We start from the raw sequence: 17362 nt of genomic DNA on the forward strand, positions 1-17362 counted from the left end.
GTCAGTCCAACGGGCAGACGTGGGTGGTCAGCGGGCCGCCGTTCCAGGTCACCGCGTCGTGCAGGGCCGCCATCAGGTCCAGCTCGCCCCCATCGGCGTCCGCGTAGGCGCGGTGCAGGTTCAGCACCAGCCGCTCGGCGTCCGCCCAGTCACGGAACTCTCCGAGATCGCACTCCCGCGCCGCGGCCAGCGGCGTGCGCCCCCGCTCACGTCCGCCCCGGGCGACGTCGAGGATGAACCGGTAGTAGCGCTCGTGCGCGGCCAGCACGTCGGCCAGGCCGTCCCGTCCCACCAGGGGGCCGTGACCGGGCACGACGTGGTCGGGGTCGAACGCGGCGACCCAGTCGAGCGCGCGCAGGGCGCCCTCGACCGAGCCCATGAACACCAGCGGGGTGAGCCCGTGGAAGATCAGGTCGCCGGTGAAGAGGACCCGCTCCTCGGGGAGCCAGGCGACGAGATCGCCCGGGGTGTGGGCGGCGAAGCCGGGGTGCCGCAGCTCGACCCGGCGCCCGCCGGTGAACAAGGTCGTCTCGGCGTGTACGGCGACGCCCGGGAGACGTTTGGTGACGTTCCCCCAGTCGGGCACCGGCGCCCAGAACGCGGGGCAACGGTCGATGATCACGTCCTCGCCGAGCCCCCTGCGCATGGCCTCGTGGCCGAAGATCACGGCGGTCTCGGGGAGCACGCTGTTGCCGTACGTGTGGTCGCCGTGCTGGTGCGTGTTGACCGCCATCACGACGGACAGGCCGCCGGTGGCGGCGTCGACGGCGCCCAGGAAGCGGCGGGTGCGCTCCTCGGTGGCGCAGGTGTCGACCACGATGACGCCGTCGGCCCCGGTCACCGCGCCCGCGTTGTTGACCCACCACGTCCCGTCCGGCTGGACCCAGGCGAAGACGCCCGGCACCACCTCGTGCAGCGCCGCCCCCGTGGGCCCCCTGTCGACCACGCTCACCGCTCTCCGCCCCTCCGGACCCGCTTCCCGGCGTTCTTGGCGAAACCCTACCGGCGGACGGGTCGCGCCGAGCGGGCGTCCGCGTTGGCCGGGGACGTCCCGCACGGACGTCCCCGGCCAGCGCGCTACCGGGTCGCGCAGACGGTTCCGTTGAGGGTGAAGACGGCGGGCAGGACGTTCGGGCCGCTGTAATTGCCGACGAAGCCGATCGTGGTCGACGCGCCGGTGGGAAGCGAGCCGTTGCCGGGCTCGTTGACGACCTTCACCTCGGAGCCGCTCTGCGTCCAGACGGCGCTCCAGCCGCTTCCCAGGCTCTGCCACGTCCGGGGCCAGCGGAAATGCAGGGTCCAGCCGTTGATCGGGGCGCCGTTGTTGGTGATGTCGATCGCGCCGACGTAGCCGTTGCCCCAGTCGGACTGGTCGGTCAGCCGCACGGTGCAGGAGCCGGTGGCGGGCGTGCCGGTCGTGAACGTCACCGGCGAGGAGGCCGGCGAGACGCCGCCGCCGCTGTCCCGCGCGATCACGTTGACCGTGTAGCGCGTGCCCGGCGTGAGGTTGCGCGCGGTGAAGGAGGTGCCGGAGGTCTCGCCGAGCTGCTCCGCGACCGCTCCGTTGTTGCGGTAGACCTCGTACTTCGCGATCGGACGCGTTCCGGCGGAGGCGGCCGGCCAGGAGATCGCGGCGGTCGTGTCCGTCACGTTCGAGGCCGTCGGCTGCCCCGGCGCGCCGGGCAGCCCGGCCGGGGCCGAGGCGGGACGCACGACGATCGTGGTCATGGACAGCGGCGGCAGCGTCCGGCCGGTCGCGCTCCCCGAGGTCGAGCGGGCGATGTCGGTGGCGCCGTTGGTGTGGGTCAGCACGGTGGGCGCGCCGGAGGCCGGGCTGAAGCCGGAGTAGCCGATCGTTACCGGGTACGACGTGTCGGACGAGGTGTTGATCAGCAGGACCGCCAGGTCGCCGTCGGCGCGGCGGACGGCGTGCGCGCTGACCTTGGCGTGGTCGGTGGCGGCCTGGACGAACCGATCGCCGGGCCGGGCGAACGCGCTCACCATCCGCAGGGCGTAGTACGGGGCGAAGGGTGTGTTCGCCGGTGGCTCGCAGACGCTGCCGTCGGAGGTGCAGGCCGCCGACGACAACAGGCCGAAGTCGCCGTAGTCGGTGTGCCCGGCGACCTGCGTGACCGCGCCGATGCCGTTGTGCACGTTCCACCAGTCCACGGTGAACACGCCGTTCGCGAGCAGCGTCGCGTACGCGTCGGCGGCGGCGAGCGCGCCGGGCTGGGTGTTCGTGCCGTTGCTGCTGCTCCCGGTGTTGAACTCGGTCATCGCGATGCCGATCCGCTCCGCCCCGGACCCCGCGTACGCGGCGATCTGCCGGCGGGTGAGGTCGATCATGTCGGGGACGTGGGCGGCCTTGTCGAGGGCGCCGGGGTACCAGTGCAGGATCACGAAGTCGATCTTCGGTCCGGCGAGCGACAGGACGACCTTGTTCCAGGTCCCGTCGTCGCCGTCGGCGGTCAGCCCGTCGGGCCAGTTGGCCGGCGTGGTCAGCACCGCCCCGATCTTGACGGTCGGGTCCACCGCCTTCATCGCGTCGGCGTAGGCGACGACGGTGCGGGCGTACTCGGCGGGGCTCTTGTCGGCGTGGTCGTCCGCCTCCCAGGCGGAGCCGTAGTGGCCGTTGCCGTAGTTCTCGTTGCCGATCTCCCAGTACCTGACGCCGTACCCCTTGGTGACGTTGGCGTAGCGGACCCAGGCGGCGGCCTCCTCGGCGGTGCCGGTGCCGTAGTTGGCGGTCACCATCGCCTGCGCCCCCGTGCGCCGGGCGCCGCCCATGAAGGTGTCGAAGTCGGTGCCGGGAGCGACGTAACCGCCCGGGGCGGAGTGGTCGGCCCAGTGGTAGATGTCGGAGTACGAGCCGCCGGGATAGCGCAGCAGCGTCACGCCCGCGTCCTTCAGCAGGTCCGCGGTCTCGTCGGCGCCGAGCCGGCTGTCCCAGATCGCATGGTTCGTGCCGACGCCGGTCTCGGGGACGGCGGCGAGGGCGGCGCGGGCGTCCACGGTCACCGCGACCGGGGTGACCTCGCCGGCGTGCGCGGCGGGGACGTTCAGGGCGGCCAGCGTGAGCAGGACCGCGGACGCGAGTCGTAACGGGGTTCTCGTGATCAAGGGGGTTTTCGGCATCGGCACACCTCGTCATGGACAGCGGCATTCACTCGACGCCCCCTCCTGACCAGGTGGCACCATGATCCTGTGGGCTCGCGCGACGCGCGTCAACCGTCCGTGAAAGTTTCAGGCCGCGGGCCGGCGGAGGCCCCGCCGAGAGCGGTCACCGCCCGCCGTTGTCGCCGTTCAGGATGAGCAGCGCGATGAGAGCGACGACCGCCACGCCCGCGAGGACGGCGGCGAGGATCCGCACGGTGCTGTACGGCCGCTGCCCGATGACCTCGCCGGTGCTGGCGTTCACCATCACCTGCCAGGTCTTGCCGCCGTGCAGGTAGCCGAGGAACCAGACCGGCAGCAGCACCAGCTTGTAGGTGAGGTCCGAGTACCGCGTGTCGACCGAGCTCACCCGCTGCTCGTCACCGCCGATGTCGTGCCGGCAGTCCGACTCGATGACCTGGGCCATGCGCCGCTTGGCCGCTTCCAGGCCGTCCTCCGGCTCGATGTCGTAGCGCACGGTCTGGAAGCCCGCCAGGTATCTCTCCTCGTACGGCACCGCCCGGTCCAGGAGCCACGGGGTGAGCTTGTCCAGCCGCTCGGAGGCGACCCGGCTCGTTCCGGGGACGAGCACGTCGTCGAAGTCGCGCGACACCCTGCCGGAGGCGTGCGACCAGCGGGTCCGCCTCACCTGCCGGGTCTCGGTGCGGGTCGAGCCGTTCTCCGTGACCGTGTAGGTCTCGGTCTCCCAGTAGTAATCGCCCCGCCGGCCGGTGTAGTCGGAGACCGTGCGGGCGTCGTACGTCCAGTACGGCAGGTAGCTCCCCTTGAAGGTCTCCGCCTCGGTCACCTTCTTCAGGCTGGAGGGGGCGAACCAGCGGGAGGACGTCCACTTCCGCAGCGCGTCGCGGGCGCCGCCCCGGTCGATGCCGAAGGGAAGGATCGCCTCGGGCACGACCCGCTCGGTGGACGCCGCGTCGGCCACGAGGGGCGTGCCGCAGAACTGGCACCGTTCGGACAGCGTGTCGCTCTCCGTGCGCGCGCCGCACCCCGGGCAGGCGAACAGGTGCGCCGCACCGGCGATCCCCCTCGGCTTGGACGGCATCCGGGCCAGCTCGGCGTAGTCGTGCTCGCGGACGGGCCGCCCGGCGGGCGCGATCGGGTGCTCACGCCCGCAGTACGGGCAGCGCATGGACCCGGTGCCCGGGGCGTACTCCAGGCCGGCGCCGCAGGACTGGCACGCGTAGGAGCGGGACCCGGCCTGCGCGCCGGCGACGTTGGGATCGGACACGACCGGTCCTCCGGGAAGACGGACAGGGGGGAAGGGGGACGCGCCGTTCAGGCCGGCGGCAGCGGCGGCGGGACGCTGGACAGCAGCGGAGCCAGCTCGCGCACCTGGTCGGCCGGTGCCCAGGCGGCCATGCCCGCGCGCCACACCAGGCTGGCGCGGGTCAGCTCACCGCTTCGGACGAGACCGGGCAGCGCGTTCGCGTCATAGGGGCCCTGCTGCCGGCCGTCCACGGCGACGTACCACTGCTCCTGCGGCGGCAGCGGCGGCGGGCCGCCCGCCGCGTCGGCCGGAGCCGCCTGCGGGGCCAGGCCGGCGGCGATGCGCTGCCCGACGGCCATCCCCATGCCCAGGCCGATGCCCTCGCCCGCGCCGCCGGGGTTGCGGGCGGCGTCGCCGATCGCGTTCGCGGTCTGGAACCGGGTGTACTGGTCGAGGTCGCCCACGACGCCCATCCGGGTGCGCGCGTCGACCGCCGCCTCGACCTCCGGCGGCAGGGAGATGTTCTCGATGATGAACGTGGGCACCGCGACGCCGACGGGGGCCAGTTCGTCGCTGAGGACGGCCGCGAGGCGCGCGCCGAGCGCGTCCTGATGCGCCGCCAGGTCGAGGACGGGGACGTCCGCGGTGGCCAGCGCGTTCGCCAGCCGTCCCACGATCATCTGGCGCAGGTACTCGCGCACCTCCTCGGTGCGGAACTGCGGGTCGGTTCCGGCCAGCTCGCGCAGGAGCGCGGCGGCGTCCGTGATCCGGGTCGCGAACGTCCCGAACGCGCGCAGCCGCACCATGCCGAACTCCGCGTCGCGGACGATGATCGGGTTCTGCGTGCCCCACTTCATGTCCGTGAACAGGCGGGTGTTCACGAAGTAGACCTCGGCCTTGAACGGCGAGTGGAAGCCGTACTTCCAGCCCTTCAGCGTGGCCAGCAGGGGGAGGTTCTGCGTCTCCAGGACGTACGTGCCGGGGGGAAACACGTCGGCGATGCGGCCCTCGTTGACGAAGACGGCGATCTGGGACTCCCGGACCACCAGCCGGGCGCCCATCTTGATCTCGTTCTCGTAGCGCGGGAAGCGCCAGACGATCGTGTCTCTGCTGTCGTCCGTCCACTCGACGATGTCGACGAACTCACCGCGGATGCGGTCCATCAAGCTCACGTTTCCCCGCCGTTCTGCTACTCCCCGTACGTCAGTGCCGGGCGGCCCGTGCACGGCACCGCCGACGACGATAACAAGCCCGGCAATCTACCAACAGACCCACAACTATTGGGCGGACCCGTGGTTTTCCTCCCCACCGCCGCGCTGAGATCGGCGATCACCGTCCGTGTTATGTTCTGCGGCATGCCAAGGGGGACCGACGAAGTCAGCGAGCCCATGTACTACGTGCTCACCGCGCTGCTCGACGGCCCGCTGCACGGTCACGCGATCATGAAGGTCATCGGCGAGCTCTCGGGTGGCCGGGTGAGACCGTCCGTCGGCACCCTCTACGGCATCCTGGAGCGCCTCGGCGACCGCGGCCTGATCGCGGTGGACCGGGAGGAGACGGTGAACGGCCGGAGCCGGCGTTACTTCCGCATCTCCGACTCCGGCCAGTCCGTGGTGGAGGCGGAGGCGCGCCGGATGCACGAGGCCGCCGCGCTGGTGATGAAGCGCACCAGCTTCGCATGACGCCGCTCGAACGCCGTTACCGGCTGCTGTTGCTGGCCTATCCGCCCGCCTATCGCGCCGCGCACGGCGCGGAGCTCGTCGGCGTCCTGCTCGACTGCGCCGCGCCGGACCGCACGACCCCGGAGCTCAGGGAGGCGGCCGGCCTCCTCGCCGGCGGCCTGCGTGAGCGCGTGCGGCACGCGGCCCGCGGGAGCGCCTGGCGGGACGGCCTGCACCTGGGCGCCACCGCGGTGATGGCCGTGCAGCTCGCGGCGATGCTGCCCTATGCCGGGTCGATCCCGTTGTGGATGGTGCTGTCCGCGCTGGCGCTGCTCGCCGTCGTCCGCGGCCGCGTACGGCTCGCGCTCCCGCTCGTGCTGCTGACCGGCGTCAAGGCGGTGGCGATCGCGAGCGGATGGCAGGTCGTCGATGTGACCATGCTGCCGGTCTATCCGAGTTTCCTCACGGACCGGCCGATGTTCGTGGCGAGCGCTCCGGCGACCGTCGCGGTCGGCTACGGGCTCGTCTGCTGCTGCCTGCTGGCCCTCGCCGTCGGGGAGGCGCCGCGCACCAGGTCCTGGTGGTGGTTGGCCGCCGTGCCGTTCGCCGCCTGGGCGGGGCCGCAGTGGATGGCCCAGGAGACGCCCGCCCCGATCAGCCTCAGCCGGATGATCCTGGAGGTGGCCGTGCTCGGCCTGGCCGTCTGGGCGGCGCGCGTGGCCGGCGATCAGCGGTGGGGGCTCGCGGCGGCGCTGTACCTGCTGGTCGTCTCCGACCAGCTCGGCGAGCATCTCGACGTCCTGACGCGGCAGCACCTGGCCTACTGGGGACTGCTGGCGCTGCTGACCGCGCTGGCGGCCTTCGTCCGATATGGCGGGCGGCGTCGCGTCCTTCTCGATTGACCATACTTCGTTTAACAGAGTATGGTCCTCCGCATGCCCAGAAGATCGTTTCTGCCTCTGGCCGTTCTCGCGCTGCTCGCCGGATGCGGCACCGGCACCGCCGCGTCGCCGTCGGCCGCCCCCTCGCCCACACAGGACAACGCCCACATGATCCAGGCGGCCACGGCGGACTGCATGAAGACGAAAGGCTTCCGATACGTCCCGTACGTGTACCAGCCGAAGATCAGCGAGCAGGACATGAAGCCCTTCGACTACGCGGAGGAAAAGGCCTCGCGCTCGAAGCGCGGCCTCGGCGTCTTCAGCTCGTACGTCCACCCCGACAAGAGCCTGGACGACGACGCCGATCCCAATACCGCCATCATCAACGACCTGTCGCCCGCACAGCTGGGCGCCTACAAGAAGGCCCGGGAGAACTGCGACGTCCAGGCGATCAGGCAGGTCACCGGCAAGAACGTGAAGTCCTCCGGGGACTGGGCCGGCCAGGCCAGCGAGACGCTCCAACGACTCTGGAAACGGGAGCTCGACGGCGACCCGACGCTCGTCGAACTCGCCTCGGCCATGGCCGACTGCCTCAGCGGCAAGGGCTACCGGGTGACCGCCACCAACCCGGTGGCCCTGAACGAGTGGGCCCTGAAGACGGTCCAGAGCGATCTCCAGAGGAGCCACAAGACCATGAGCTCCAAGGGAGACGTCTTCCGGCCGATCACCATTTCCCCGGACGAGGCGCGGCGCTACCTGAACAAGGAGATCAAGCTGGCGCTCGACGACCTCGAATGCGGCAAGCGCTTCTACCCCGCCTTCCTGCCCAGGAGCAGGGAACTGGAGCAGCGGGTCAACGACGAGTTCGGCATCTGAGATCGCTCGCCCACGGTGGCGGGGGCCCGCAGGCGCGCGGGCCCGTCCGCCGTCCCGGGCGGTCAGTCGGTGCCGGACTCCATCGCGGCGAGATCGAGCAGCTCGTCGTCGGCGGGGACCTCTCCGCGGGAGGCGATCGCCTCGGCCCCGCCCTCGGGCATCGCGCCGATCAGCCCGGTCGAGGCCGCCTGCGCCGCACCGATCAACACCGGATGGGGGCTGCCCACCATGCCGATCCTGGCGTACTGCTCGAGCTTGGCGCGAGAGTCGGCGATGTCGAGGTTGCGCATGGTCAGCTGACCGATTCGGTCGACCGGCCCGAAGGCGGAGTCCTCGGTCCGCTCCATGGAGAGCTTGTCCGGGTGGTAGCTGAACGCCGGTCCGGACGTGTCCAGGATGGAGTAGTCCTCACCGCGCCGCAGTCGCAGCGTCACCTCGCCGGTGACCGCCGTCCCGACCCAGCGCTGCAGCGACTCGCGCAGCATCAGCGCCTGCGGGTCCAGCCAGCGGCCTTCGTACATCAGCCTGCCGAGCCGGCGTCCCTCGTTGTGGTAGCTGGCGAGGGTGTCCTCGTTGTGGATCGCGTTGACCAGACGCTCGTACGCCACGTGCAGCAACGCCATTCCCGGCGCCTCGTAGATGCCCCGGCTCTTGGCCTCGATGATCCTGTTCTCGATCTGGTCGGACATGCCCAGGCCGTGCCGGCCGCCGATCGCGTTGGCCTCCAGCACCAGGTCGACGGCGGAGGTGAACTCCTTGCCGTTGATCGTCACCGGCCGTCCCTGCTCGAAGCCGATCGTGACGTCCTCGGCGGCGATCTCGACGGCGGGGTCCCAGAACCGCACACCCATGATCGGTTCGACGCTCTCGATGCCCGTGTCGAGGTGTTCGAGCGACTTGGCCTCGTGGGTCGCGCCCCAGATGTTGGCGTCGGTGGAGTACGCCTTCTCCGTGCTGTCCCGATAGGGAAGGTCGTGAGCGAGCAGCCACTCGGACATCTCCTTGCGGCCGCCGAGCTCGCTGACGAAGTCCGCGTCCAGCCACGGCTTGTAGATCCGCAGGGAGGGGTTGGCGAGCAGGCCGTAACGGTAGAACCGCTCGATGTCGTTGCCCTTAAAGGTGGAGCCGTCCCCCCAGATCTGCACGTCGTCCTCGAGCATCGCGCGCACCAGCAGGCTGCCCGTGACCGCCCGGCCGAGCGGGGTGGTGTTGAAGTAGGTGCGGCCGCCGGACCGGATATGGAACGCTCCGCAGGCCAGGGCGGCGAGCCCCTCCTCCACGAGGGCCGCGCGGCAGTCGACCAACCGGGCGACCTCCGCGCCGTACGCCTTGGCGCGCCCCGGCACCGACCCGATGTCGGGCTCGTCGTACTGGCCGATGTCGGCGGTGTAGGTGCACGGCACGGCACCCTTCTCCCGCATCCACGCGACCGCTACCGAGGTGTCGAGACCGCCGGAGAAGGCGATACCGACACGTTCGCTGACAGGCAGAGAGGTGAGGACCTTGGACACGAGGACAAGTATATGCATACTCGTGCATGGCCATGCAACGCCGCCGCATTGTTCACGCCTGCGGGTGGTGAGTTTTCCGCCTCAAGAGCAACGAGGTGGCACGCAGGTCGCGGCGGAGTTCGGCCAGTGAGGCGGTGCGGCCGGCGCTACGACGACGCGGGGCCGTCGAGCGACTTCGCGAGATATTTGGCGGTATAGGTGGACGCGCAGGCCAGCTCCGCCGGGGTGCCCTCGAAGATCACCTCGCCGCCGTTCCGGCCGGCCTCCGGGCCCATGTCGATGACCCAGTCGGCGTGCTTGACCACGTCCAGGTCGTGCTCCACCGCGATGACCGTGTTGCCCTCGTCCACCAGCCGGTCCAGCAGCGCCAGCAACGTGTCGACGTCGGCCATGTGCAGCCCCGTGGTCGGCTCGTCGAACACGTACACCTTGCCGCGCTCGCGGAGCCGGTGCGCCAGCTTGAGCCGCTGCCGCTCCCCTCCTGACAGCGTGCTGAGGGGCTGCCCGAGCGTCAGATAGCCCAGCCCCAGCTCGCCCAGCCTGCCGACGCCCGGCAGGTCGAACTCCCGGGCCGCCTCGTCGGCCGTCATGGCGAGCACGTCCGCGATCGTCCGGCCGCCCACCGTGTACGACAGCGCCTCGGCGCTGTACCGGCTGCCCCCGCAGACGTCGCACACCCGCGTGACCGGATCCATGAACGCCAGGTCGGTCTTGATCTCGCCGCGCCCCTTGCACGCCGGGCACGCGCCGGTCGAGTTGAAGCTGAACGTCCCCGGCTCCACCCGGTTGACCGTGGCGAACAGCTTGCGCAGCGGATCCATGGCGTTCAGGTAGGTCGCCGGCGTCGAGCGGGGCGTGGCGGCGATGGCCGACTGGTCGATGACGATCGTGCCCGGGTGCCGGGCGACCAGCTCGCGCCGCATCAGCGTGCTCTTGCCCGACCCGGCCACGCCGGTGACCGCGGTGAGCACGCCGAGCGGCACCCCTACCGTGACGTTCTTGAGGTTGTGCGCGTCGGCGTCCGCGACGGTCAGCCAGCCGGTCGGCGCGCGTACCGGCTCCTTGATCACGGTCGCGCGGCGCAGCATGCGGCCGGTCGGCGTGTCGGCGGCGACCAGCCCGGCCACCGTGCCCTCGAACACCACGCGCCCGCCCTCGGTGCCCGCGCCCGGCCCCATGTCCACCACGTGGTCGGCCAGTCCGATCATGTGCCGGTCGTGCTCGACGACCAGCACGGTGTTGCCCTTGTCGCGCAGCTCCACCAGGAGGTCGGCCAGCCGGTGCACGTCGCGCGGGTGCAGGCCCACGCTCGGCTCGTCGAAGATGTACGTCATGCCGGTCAGGCTGCTGCCCAGGTTCCGCACGGTCTTGAGCCGCTGGGCCTCGCCGCCCGACAGCGTCGACGTCCCGCGGTCGAGGCTGAGATAGCCGAGGCCGATGGCGTCGATCCTGCGCAATGACTCCACGGCCGCCTCGGCGGCGGGGTCGGCCAGCCCCTCCAGCACGCCGATGAGGTCGATGACCTCCATCGCCGAGTAGTCGGCGAGGTTGCGCCCGTCGATCCTGGACGCCAGCGCCGCCGCGTTGAGCCGGGTCCCGACGCACAGCGGGCAGGTGCGCTCGCGCACCATCGACCCGACCTCCGGGTCGATCTCCTCGCGGGCGCGCCTGAGGTGGAGCCGGTCGAAGCGGAGCACCACGCCCTCGTAGGTGTTCTGGTACCTGCCCCGCTGGACCTTGAAGCCGCTGCCGTACAGCAGGAGCTTGCGCTCCTCGTCGGTGAAGTCCCGCAGCGGCTTGTCCGGGTCGAACAGACCGGACTCCGCGTAGATCTGCCAGGCGGCGCTGCCGATCGGGTGCAGGGCCAGCGCGCCCTGGTTGAGCGACAGGTCGGGATCGATCAGCTTGTCGAGGTCCGGCTCGATCTTCCAGCCCAGGCCGTCGCACTCCGGGCACATGCCCTGCGGATCGTTGAACGAGTACGCCGTCGCGGGGCCGGCCGACGGCTCGCCCCGGCGTGAGAACAGCACCCGCAGGACGGCGTGGATCTCCGTCATCGTCCCCACCGTCGACCGCGCGCCGCCCCCGACCGGCTTCTGGTCCACGACCACGGCGGCGGTCAGGTTCGCCATGCGCTCGGCGCGCGGCCGCTCGTGCTTGGGCAGCCGGTGCCGGAGGAACGCGCTGAACGTCTCGTTGAGCTGGCGCTGCGACTCCACCGCGATCGTGCCGAAGACGATCGACGACTTGCCCGAACCGGACACGCCGGTGAAGACGGTGATGCGTTCCTTCGGCAGCCGCAGCGAGACGTTCTTCAGGTTGTTCTGCCGCAGGCCGCTGAGCATGATGTCGCGCGACACGCTATCCCCCATAGGTATGGCTAATAGTATTAGCCTAAGCTACATCTCATGGGCGACATTCCCGACCGCAGATCGCGCCGGCGGAACGAGACCAAGGCCGAGATCCTGGCCATCGCGCTGGACGTGATGGCGGAGGAGGGGGTCGCGGGACTGAGCCTGTCCACCGTGGCCCGGCGGCTCGGCGTCCGGCCGCCGTCCCTGTACAAGTACTTCTCGTCACGGCACGCCGTGTACGACGCGCTGTTCAAGAAGGGCCAGGAGGGCTACCGGGACGCCGTGCGCCGGGCCGCCGAGCCGTACGAGCCGGGCCTGGCCGCCATGGGCGCCGCGCTCGAGGCCGGGGCCCGGTGGATCATGGCCAACCAGATCCTCGCCCAACTGCTGTTCTGGCGGCCGGTGCCCGGTTTCACGCCGTCGCCGGAGGCGTACGCGCCGGCCCTGGCCGTCCATGAGCACTTCAAGGAGTTGATCGGCGGCGCTGTGGAGCGGGGCGAGCTGCACCCGGACGCCGCGGGCGAGGAGGGCCTCGACCTGGCCACCAGCCTGATCGCCGGGGTCGTCTCCCAGCAGCTCGGCAACCAGCCCGGTGTCACGTACGAGGAAGGCCGGTTCACCCGGCTGGTCCCCCGGCTCACCCGGGTCTTCGCCGCCGCGTACCCGCCCCGCTGAACCGCTCGCGTCCGCCCGTAGCATCGGCCCATGGCCATGGGCGACCCGGCGGGGACGGATCTCGACCGCTATCGCGGCGAGCTGACCGGTTACTGCTACCGGATGCTCGGCTCGCCGTTCGAGGCGGAGGACGCGGTGCAGGAGACGCTGCTCCGGGCCTGGCGCGCTCTGGCGGACTACGACGAGCGGCGGGCCTCGTTGCGGACCTGGCTCTACCGCATCGCCACCAACATCTGCCTGGACCTCCTCAGGGGCGCCGCGCGCCGGGCCCGCCCCATGGACCTCGGACCGGCCACGCAGGGGCCGGATCTGGGCGCGCCGCTGCCCGAGCACGCGTGGGTGCAGCCGGCGCCCGACTCGCTGGTCCTGCCCGGCTCCGCCGATCCGGCGGAGGCGGCCGTGGCGCGGGAGACGGTCGGCCTGGCGTTCGTCGCGGCGCTGCAGGTCCTGTCGCCGCGCCAGCGCGCGGTGCTGATCCTCCGTGACGTCCTGTGCTGGCGGGCCGCCGAGGTCGCGACACTGCTCGACACGACGGTCGCCGCGGTGAACAGCACCCTGCAGCGGGCGCGGGCCGCCCTTCCCGCCGGGCCCGCGCGCGCCGCCGACCCCGTCGACCCCGCGCTGCTGGCCCGCTATGTGGACGCCTTCGAGCGGTACGACGTGGCGGCGCTGGTCGCGTTGCTGCGCGAGGACGCGACGATGTCGATGCCTCCGTTCGCGTGGTGGCTGAGCGGCAGGGACGCGATCGAGCGGGCGCTGGTCGACTCGGGAAGGCCGTGCGCGGGAACCCGGCTGGTGCCCGTGGCGGCCAACGGAACGGCCGCCTTCGGGCACTACCTGCCGGACGGCGCCGGCGGGTACCGGCGGTTCGGATTCGTCGTCCTGGAGATCGAGGGCGCACGCGTGGCGTCGACGACCTCCTACCTCGGCGACACCCGGCTGTTCGACCTTTTCGGCCTGCCGGACTCGCCGCCCGCGATGAGTTAGGGGCGGCCGCGTCGTACACCCTGCGACAGAACCTTTCAGCGAGAGGAACGACGCGACATGACCGACTACACCGAGATCAACGGGATCCCCACCTGGTACGACGAACGGGGGTCCGGCGCCGAGGCCCTGGTGCTGCTGCACGGCGGCTTCAGCGACTCCAGGGACTTCGCCGGCAACCTGGACACGCTGGCCGACCGCTTCACCGTCTTCATGCCCGACCGGCGCGGGCACGGACGCACGCCCGACGCGCCCGGGCCGATCACGCTGCCCTTCCTGATCGAGGACGCGATCGCGTTCTGCGAGTTCGCGGCCAAGAAGGCGGGCGGCCCCGTCAACCTCGCCGGATACAGCTTCGGCGGCACGATCGCGCTGACGGTCGCGCTGCGCCGCCCCGATCTGGTGCGCGCGCTGGTGCTGATCAGCACGGCGTTCCATCACGAGGGCATGATCGTCGCGCCGTCCGGCGACGGGAGCGCGATGCCGGAGCGGGTCGTCGCCGCGTACGCCGAGGTCTCCCCGGACGGGCGGGACCACTTCCAGGTGGTGGCCGCGAAGGTGATGGCGGCGATCGCGGCGGCCCCCCTGGCCCTGACCGAGGCCGAGGTGTCCGTGGTCGCGGCCCGCACACTGGTGGTTGCCGCCGACGACGACATCGTCCACCTGGAGCACGCGCTGGCCCTGTACCGGGCGATCCCCGACGCCGAGCTGGCCGTGGTGCCGGGCACGTCGCACGTGCTCCTGCATGAGAAGCCCGCCCTGTGCGCCCGACTGGTCGACGACTTCCTCACCGTTCCCGCGAACCCCACCTACATGCCCATCCGACGCGGGGGCCGATGACCTGTCCGCCCCGCGTTTCCCCTCCTGCCCTCCCCGGCGCATCCTGGCAGGAGGGGCGAACCCCGGATGGCGGCCAACGGCGACGCGGCCGGCCGCCATCCAGCGGACGGGTGGTAACGGCGATGACCGATGGACGACGATCCGGCGACGCGGCCGGGGGACAGGCACGACGGAGCTTCCTCTCGACGGCCGCGTTCGTGGCCTGGCTCGTGTTGCTCACCGCGGTCGTCGTCGTGCTGGACATCGCCACCGGCACCCGCGTACGGCTCGCCCCGCTGCTCGTCTTCCTGCCCGCGTTCTTCGCGGGCGTCGGCACCCTGCGGCAGACGGTGGTGGCGTCCCTGTGGGCGACCGCCATCGTCGGCTGCTCCGCCGTCTATCTCGGCGGAAACCTGTTCGGCAACATGCTCTCGGTGCTCTTCACCGCGGCCTTCGGCGCGCTGAGCATCGTCACCTGCCGGTACCGGACCCACCGCGACGAGATGCTCGTCCGGCTGCGCTCCACCACCGCGGCTCTGCAGCGGCAGCTTCTCCGGCCGCTCCCCCTCGTCACCGAGCAGGTCACGGTCGAGGGCGTCTACCAGCCGGTCGAGGAGGACAACATGGTGGGCGGGGACGTCTACGAGGTGGCGGCGTCGCCGTACGGGACCCGGGTGCTGATCGCCGACGTCCAGGGCAAGGGACTGCCCGCGATCGGCGCCGCCTTCGCCGTCCTCGGCGCATTCCGGGACGTGGCCCACCGCGAACCCGCCCTCAGCGTCATCGTCGACGCGCTGGAGCAGGCGGTCGTCCGGCACAACCGCTTCGCGACGGAGACGGGCGAGCCGGAGCGGTTCGTGACCGCTCTCCTGCTCGACATCGACGGCGGGCTCCACGTGCGGGCCGTCAACTGCGGCCACATCCCCCCGTACCTGCTGCGCTCGGGGCAGGCGGCGGCGGTGGCGCTGCCGGGCACCGGGGTGCCCCTCGGGCTCGCCCGGCTCACGCGGGATCCCCACGTCGTGGAGCGGTTCGCCTTCCCCCAAGACGCGACCCTCGTGCTGTGCACCGACGGCGTCACCGATGCCCGGAACGCGCATGGCGACTTCTATCCCCTGCGGGCACGGCTGCGCAGGTGGGGGGAGCTCCCGCCGGAGCGGCTCACCGCGACGCTCCGCGCCGACCTGGCCCACTTCACGGGTGGCAACCCTCGGGACGACATCGCCGTCCTCGCCCTGCGCCGCAGGTCCCGGCGACGCCTGACCGTCGACCGCTCGGTGACCCGGCACGCCGAGCAGAGCTAGTAGGACTTTGTTAGATCGTCATGGTGGGCGTTGGTGACAGGTGGGGCATCGGCCTGCCCAGGTCGCCGGTAGCACCTGGAGCATGTGGAGGATCTTGTAGAAGGTCAGGCCGCCCCAGCTGCTTTTGGGCTGGTCAAGCGCAGTTCGGTAAGGAACAGGTGTGCGGCCGAGACCAGGGTGACGTGGCGGTGCCAACCGGTGAAGGAGCGGCCTTCGAAGTGCGTCAGGCCAAGGCCGGTCTTCAGCTCGCGGTAGTCATGCTCGATCCGCCAGCGGATCTTGGCCAGACGTACCAGCTCCCGCAGCCGGATATCAGCCGGCAGGGTGGACAACCAGTAGTCGGTGGGCTCGCTCTCACCGGGAGGCCACTCGGCCAGCAGCCAGCACTCGGGCAGCTGGCCGTCCTCACTGCGAGGGATGTCGCGGTTGGCCGGGCGCACCCGCAAGGCGATGAACCGGGAGGTCATTTTCGCGGTGGGGTTGCCCTTGGTGTGCTTGCTGCCGTATCGCCAGGTCACCCGGCGCAGCCGGGAACGGCCTGCGGACATCACCAGTTCACGCAGGTTGGACGGCTTGGCACGGTACCTGGCGGCCGGCCGGCGGCCCGTCCCCGCATACGGCGTCGTCTCCGGCACGGCATCGGCGGCGTGGGCGCTGGTGGTGCCCTGGGCATCGGCCACCACCAGCGGCGGCACATGCCCCCAAACCGCGAGTTCATCGAGCATGTCCAGGGCGAGTTGCCACTTGGGGCGGTGCCGCTCGTCATCAGGAATCTGGCAGCGCCGCCGCCGCTGGGCGATCCGGCCCGCCTGCTCTGCTTCCTCAGCCAGCGCCGATCGCCGATCACATGCGCACCGAGTTGGTGACCGACGCGCTGCGCGCAGCCGCGGCCACCCGGGGCGGAACCCTGATCGGGGCGATCTTTCACAGCGACCACGGGGCGCAATACACCTCCGCTGACTTTGCCGCCGTGTGCGGGCAGCTCGGGGTGCGCCAGTCGATGGGAGCGGTGGGCACCAGCGCGGCTAACGCGCTCGCTGAGGCCCTCAACGCCACCCTCAAACGCGAGACGCTCCAGGGCGCCAAGTGCTGGCCCTCTGCCCACGCCGCCCGGCTGGCCGCCTTCGCTTGGATCACCCGCTACAACACCCGAAGGAGACACTCCAGTGCCTGGGCTACCTCAGCCCCATCGACTACGAGAAGCAGCCCGATAAGGTGCTACTCGCCGCATAACAGCTGGTGTCCACACTTCTGGGGGAACCCCCAAGGCCGGGTAGTTAAGGTTTCCGGTCTGGTGGCAAGAGCGATGCGGAGATTGGCCCGGCGGTGTAGATGCCTGGCCCGATCTTGCGAATGAGTCGTCCATCGGCCCAGCGCGACAGCTGCCGATACATGGTGTTCAGGGTGACATCGCCAAGGTGACGGGCGATGTCCCGGGGGCGCCAGGATCGGCCGGGATCTTCCTGGAGCAGGGCCAGGACCCTTTCCCTCCGACGGTCGATCAGTGCGGTGAGCCGGTCGTCCCGGGACGCCGTAGGAAGCGGGAGCTCCGTGGGTGCTGCAAGGACGGCGATGGTGAGAGCGGTGACGGGCTGGCTGCGGTCTGGCCGGCCGTCGTCGCGTCGTTCGTTGTAGCGGGAGATCGGTGACTTGACCTTGCGGGTGCTCACCCGCGGGCGGCGGGGCGGAAGCAGATGGCCAGGACGCGGCGCCCGATGACCCCGACCAGGTTGGTGCCGAGGTCGGTGACGCCTGCGGCTTGAACGACCAGATCACGGGCCGTGTGCAGGGCGATGGAGAAGCCGCAGCGGTCCGGGTCGGTGCCGGGCCGGGACTCAGCGGCGTCAACCATCACCGTCCGAAGAAGCTGGTAGAGCGTGAGCACCGACCACATCTCCTGCTCCAGCCCGGCGGCA

The 17362-nt window shown here is 71.1% G+C and carries 13 protein-coding genes and 3 pseudogenes; 8 read left to right on the plus strand and 8 right to left on the minus strand.

The features are described from left to right. Window position 1: 1 nt before the first annotated feature. The 4 genes from AWQ68_RS36265 to AWQ68_RS36280 form a co-directional block, all read right to left on the minus strand. Window positions 2-952, minus strand: coding sequence for an MBL fold metallo-hydrolase (locus AWQ68_RS36265; RefSeq protein WP_066949981.1), 951 nt, complete (start codon window positions 950-952; stop codon window positions 2-4). 125 nt (window positions 953-1077) lie between these two features. Then, a complete protein-coding gene (locus tag AWQ68_RS36270) occupies window positions 1078-3135 on the minus strand; it encodes a cellulose binding domain-containing protein (protein WP_066949983.1) in 2058 nt (685 codons plus the stop codon). A gap of 145 nt (window positions 3136-3280) precedes the next feature. Then, window positions 3281-4402, minus strand: a complete 1122-nt coding sequence (locus AWQ68_RS36275) for a TFIIB-type zinc ribbon-containing protein (protein ID WP_066949986.1) — start codon at window positions 4400-4402, stop codon at window positions 3281-3283. A gap of 47 nt (window positions 4403-4449) precedes the next feature. Further along, the gene (locus AWQ68_RS36280) at window positions 4450-5544 is read right to left on the minus strand and encodes an SPFH domain-containing protein (protein ID WP_245656450.1); all 1095 of its coding nucleotides are present in this window, start codon (window positions 5542-5544) and stop codon (window positions 4450-4452) included. Between the two features lie 192 nt (window positions 5545-5736). Between AWQ68_RS36280 and AWQ68_RS36285 the strand changes: the two genes are divergently transcribed. From AWQ68_RS36285 to AWQ68_RS36295, 3 genes are read left to right on the plus strand one after another with little or no spacing between them, the layout of a single operon-like run. Beyond that, window positions 5737-6063 carry a PadR family transcriptional regulator gene (locus tag AWQ68_RS36285; protein ID WP_066950037.1) on the plus strand — a complete coding sequence of 109 codons (327 nt, stop codon included), beginning with the start codon at window positions 5737-5739 and terminating at the stop codon, window positions 6061-6063. Next, window positions 6060-6944, plus strand: a complete 885-nt coding sequence (locus AWQ68_RS36290; RefSeq protein WP_066949992.1) for a hypothetical protein — start codon at window positions 6060-6062, stop codon at window positions 6942-6944. Before AWQ68_RS36285 ends, AWQ68_RS36290 begins: the two co-directional genes overlap by 4 nt. A gap of 33 nt (window positions 6945-6977) precedes the next feature. Beyond that, entirely contained in the window at window positions 6978-7799 is an 822-nt protein-coding gene (locus tag AWQ68_RS36295) for a hypothetical protein (RefSeq protein WP_157546304.1), read from the plus strand. 62 nt (window positions 7800-7861) lie between these two features. Here AWQ68_RS36295 and argG read toward each other — a convergent pair whose 3' ends face one another. Then, window positions 7862-9310: an argininosuccinate synthase gene (gene argG / locus AWQ68_RS36300; RefSeq protein WP_066949998.1), complete on the minus strand. Its 1449-nt coding sequence runs from the start codon at window positions 9308-9310 to the stop codon at window positions 7862-7864. Window positions 9311-9456: 146 nt separating this feature from the next. After that, window positions 9457-11670 (minus strand): ATP-binding cassette domain-containing protein, encoded by a 2214-nt coding sequence (locus AWQ68_RS36305; protein WP_066950000.1) that lies wholly within the window; start codon window positions 11668-11670, stop codon window positions 9457-9459. A 48-nt stretch (window positions 11671-11718) separates the two neighbouring features. Between AWQ68_RS36305 and AWQ68_RS36310 the strand changes: the two genes are divergently transcribed. The 4 genes from AWQ68_RS36310 to AWQ68_RS36325 all read left to right on the plus strand — a co-directional run bounded on the left by AWQ68_RS36310 (window position 11719) and on the right by AWQ68_RS36325 (window position 15446). Continuing rightward, window positions 11719-12339, plus strand: a complete 621-nt coding sequence (locus AWQ68_RS36310; RefSeq protein ID WP_066950003.1) for a TetR/AcrR family transcriptional regulator — start codon at window positions 11719-11721, stop codon at window positions 12337-12339. A 30-nt stretch (window positions 12340-12369) separates the two neighbouring features. Further along, on the plus strand, window positions 12370-13326 hold the full coding sequence (locus AWQ68_RS36315; RefSeq protein ID WP_084464798.1) for a sigma-70 family RNA polymerase sigma factor: 957 nt from the start codon (window positions 12370-12372) through the stop codon (window positions 13324-13326). Window positions 13327-13383: 57 nt separating this feature from the next. Next, window positions 13384-14163 carry an alpha/beta fold hydrolase gene (locus AWQ68_RS36320; protein WP_066950006.1) on the plus strand — a complete coding sequence of 260 codons (780 nt, stop codon included), beginning with the start codon at window positions 13384-13386 and terminating at the stop codon, window positions 14161-14163. Window positions 14164-14285: 122 nt separating this feature from the next. Beyond that, entirely contained in the window at window positions 14286-15446 is a 1161-nt protein-coding gene (locus tag AWQ68_RS36325; protein WP_066950009.1) for a PP2C family protein-serine/threonine phosphatase, read from the plus strand. A 104-nt stretch (window positions 15447-15550) separates the two neighbouring features. Here AWQ68_RS36325 and AWQ68_RS36330 read toward each other — a convergent pair. Then, window positions 15551-16255 (minus strand): annotated as a pseudogene (locus AWQ68_RS36330) (IS701 family transposase); the annotation flags it as partial. Window positions 16256-16281: 26 nt separating this feature from the next. On the opposite strand from AWQ68_RS36330, the pseudogene AWQ68_RS41685 reads away from it, so the two are divergent. Then, a pseudogene (locus AWQ68_RS41685) lies at window positions 16282-16679 on the plus strand (transposase); the annotation flags it as partial. A 433-nt stretch (window positions 16680-17112) separates the two neighbouring features. On the opposite strand, the pseudogene AWQ68_RS36335 reads toward AWQ68_RS41685, so the two are convergent. Continuing rightward, window positions 17113-17362, minus strand: a pseudogene (locus AWQ68_RS36335) (hypothetical protein); the annotation flags it as partial.

Origin of the sequence: Microtetraspora fusca (assembly GCF_001570365.1) — a bacterium.
Lineage (GTDB): Bacteria > Actinomycetota > Actinomycetes > Streptosporangiales > Streptosporangiaceae > Microtetraspora > Microtetraspora fusca.

What these genes read in the sequence shown, in the direction of transcription:
- AWQ68_RS36315 (WP_084464798.1), top strand. Translation starts at nt 12,370, where the DNA reads ATGGCCATGGGCGACCCGGCGGGGACGGATCTCGACCGCTATCGCGGC.
- AWQ68_RS36320 (WP_066950006.1), top strand. Translation starts at nt 13,384, where the DNA reads ATGACCGACTACACCGAGATCAACGGGATCCCCACCTGGTACGACGAA.
- AWQ68_RS36280 (WP_245656450.1), bottom strand. Translation starts at nt 5,544, where the DNA reads ATGGACCGCATCCGCGGTGAGTTCGTCGACATCGTCGAGTGGACGGAC.
- AWQ68_RS36290 (WP_066949992.1), top strand. Translation starts at nt 6,060, where the DNA reads ATGACGCCGCTCGAACGCCGTTACCGGCTGCTGTTGCTGGCCTATCCG.
- AWQ68_RS36310 (WP_066950003.1), top strand. Translation starts at nt 11,719, where the DNA reads ATGGGCGACATTCCCGACCGCAGATCGCGCCGGCGGAACGAGACCAAG.
- AWQ68_RS36285 (WP_066950037.1), top strand. Translation starts at nt 5,737, where the DNA reads ATGCCAAGGGGGACCGACGAAGTCAGCGAGCCCATGTACTACGTGCTC.
- AWQ68_RS36270 (WP_066949983.1), bottom strand. Translation starts at nt 3,135, where the DNA reads ATGCCGAAAACCCCCTTGATCACGAGAACCCCGTTACGACTCGCGTCC.
- AWQ68_RS36295 (WP_157546304.1), top strand. Translation starts at nt 6,978, where the DNA reads ATGCCCAGAAGATCGTTTCTGCCTCTGGCCGTTCTCGCGCTGCTCGCC.
- AWQ68_RS36325 (WP_066950009.1), top strand. Translation starts at nt 14,286, where the DNA reads ATGACCGATGGACGACGATCCGGCGACGCGGCCGGGGGACAGGCACGA.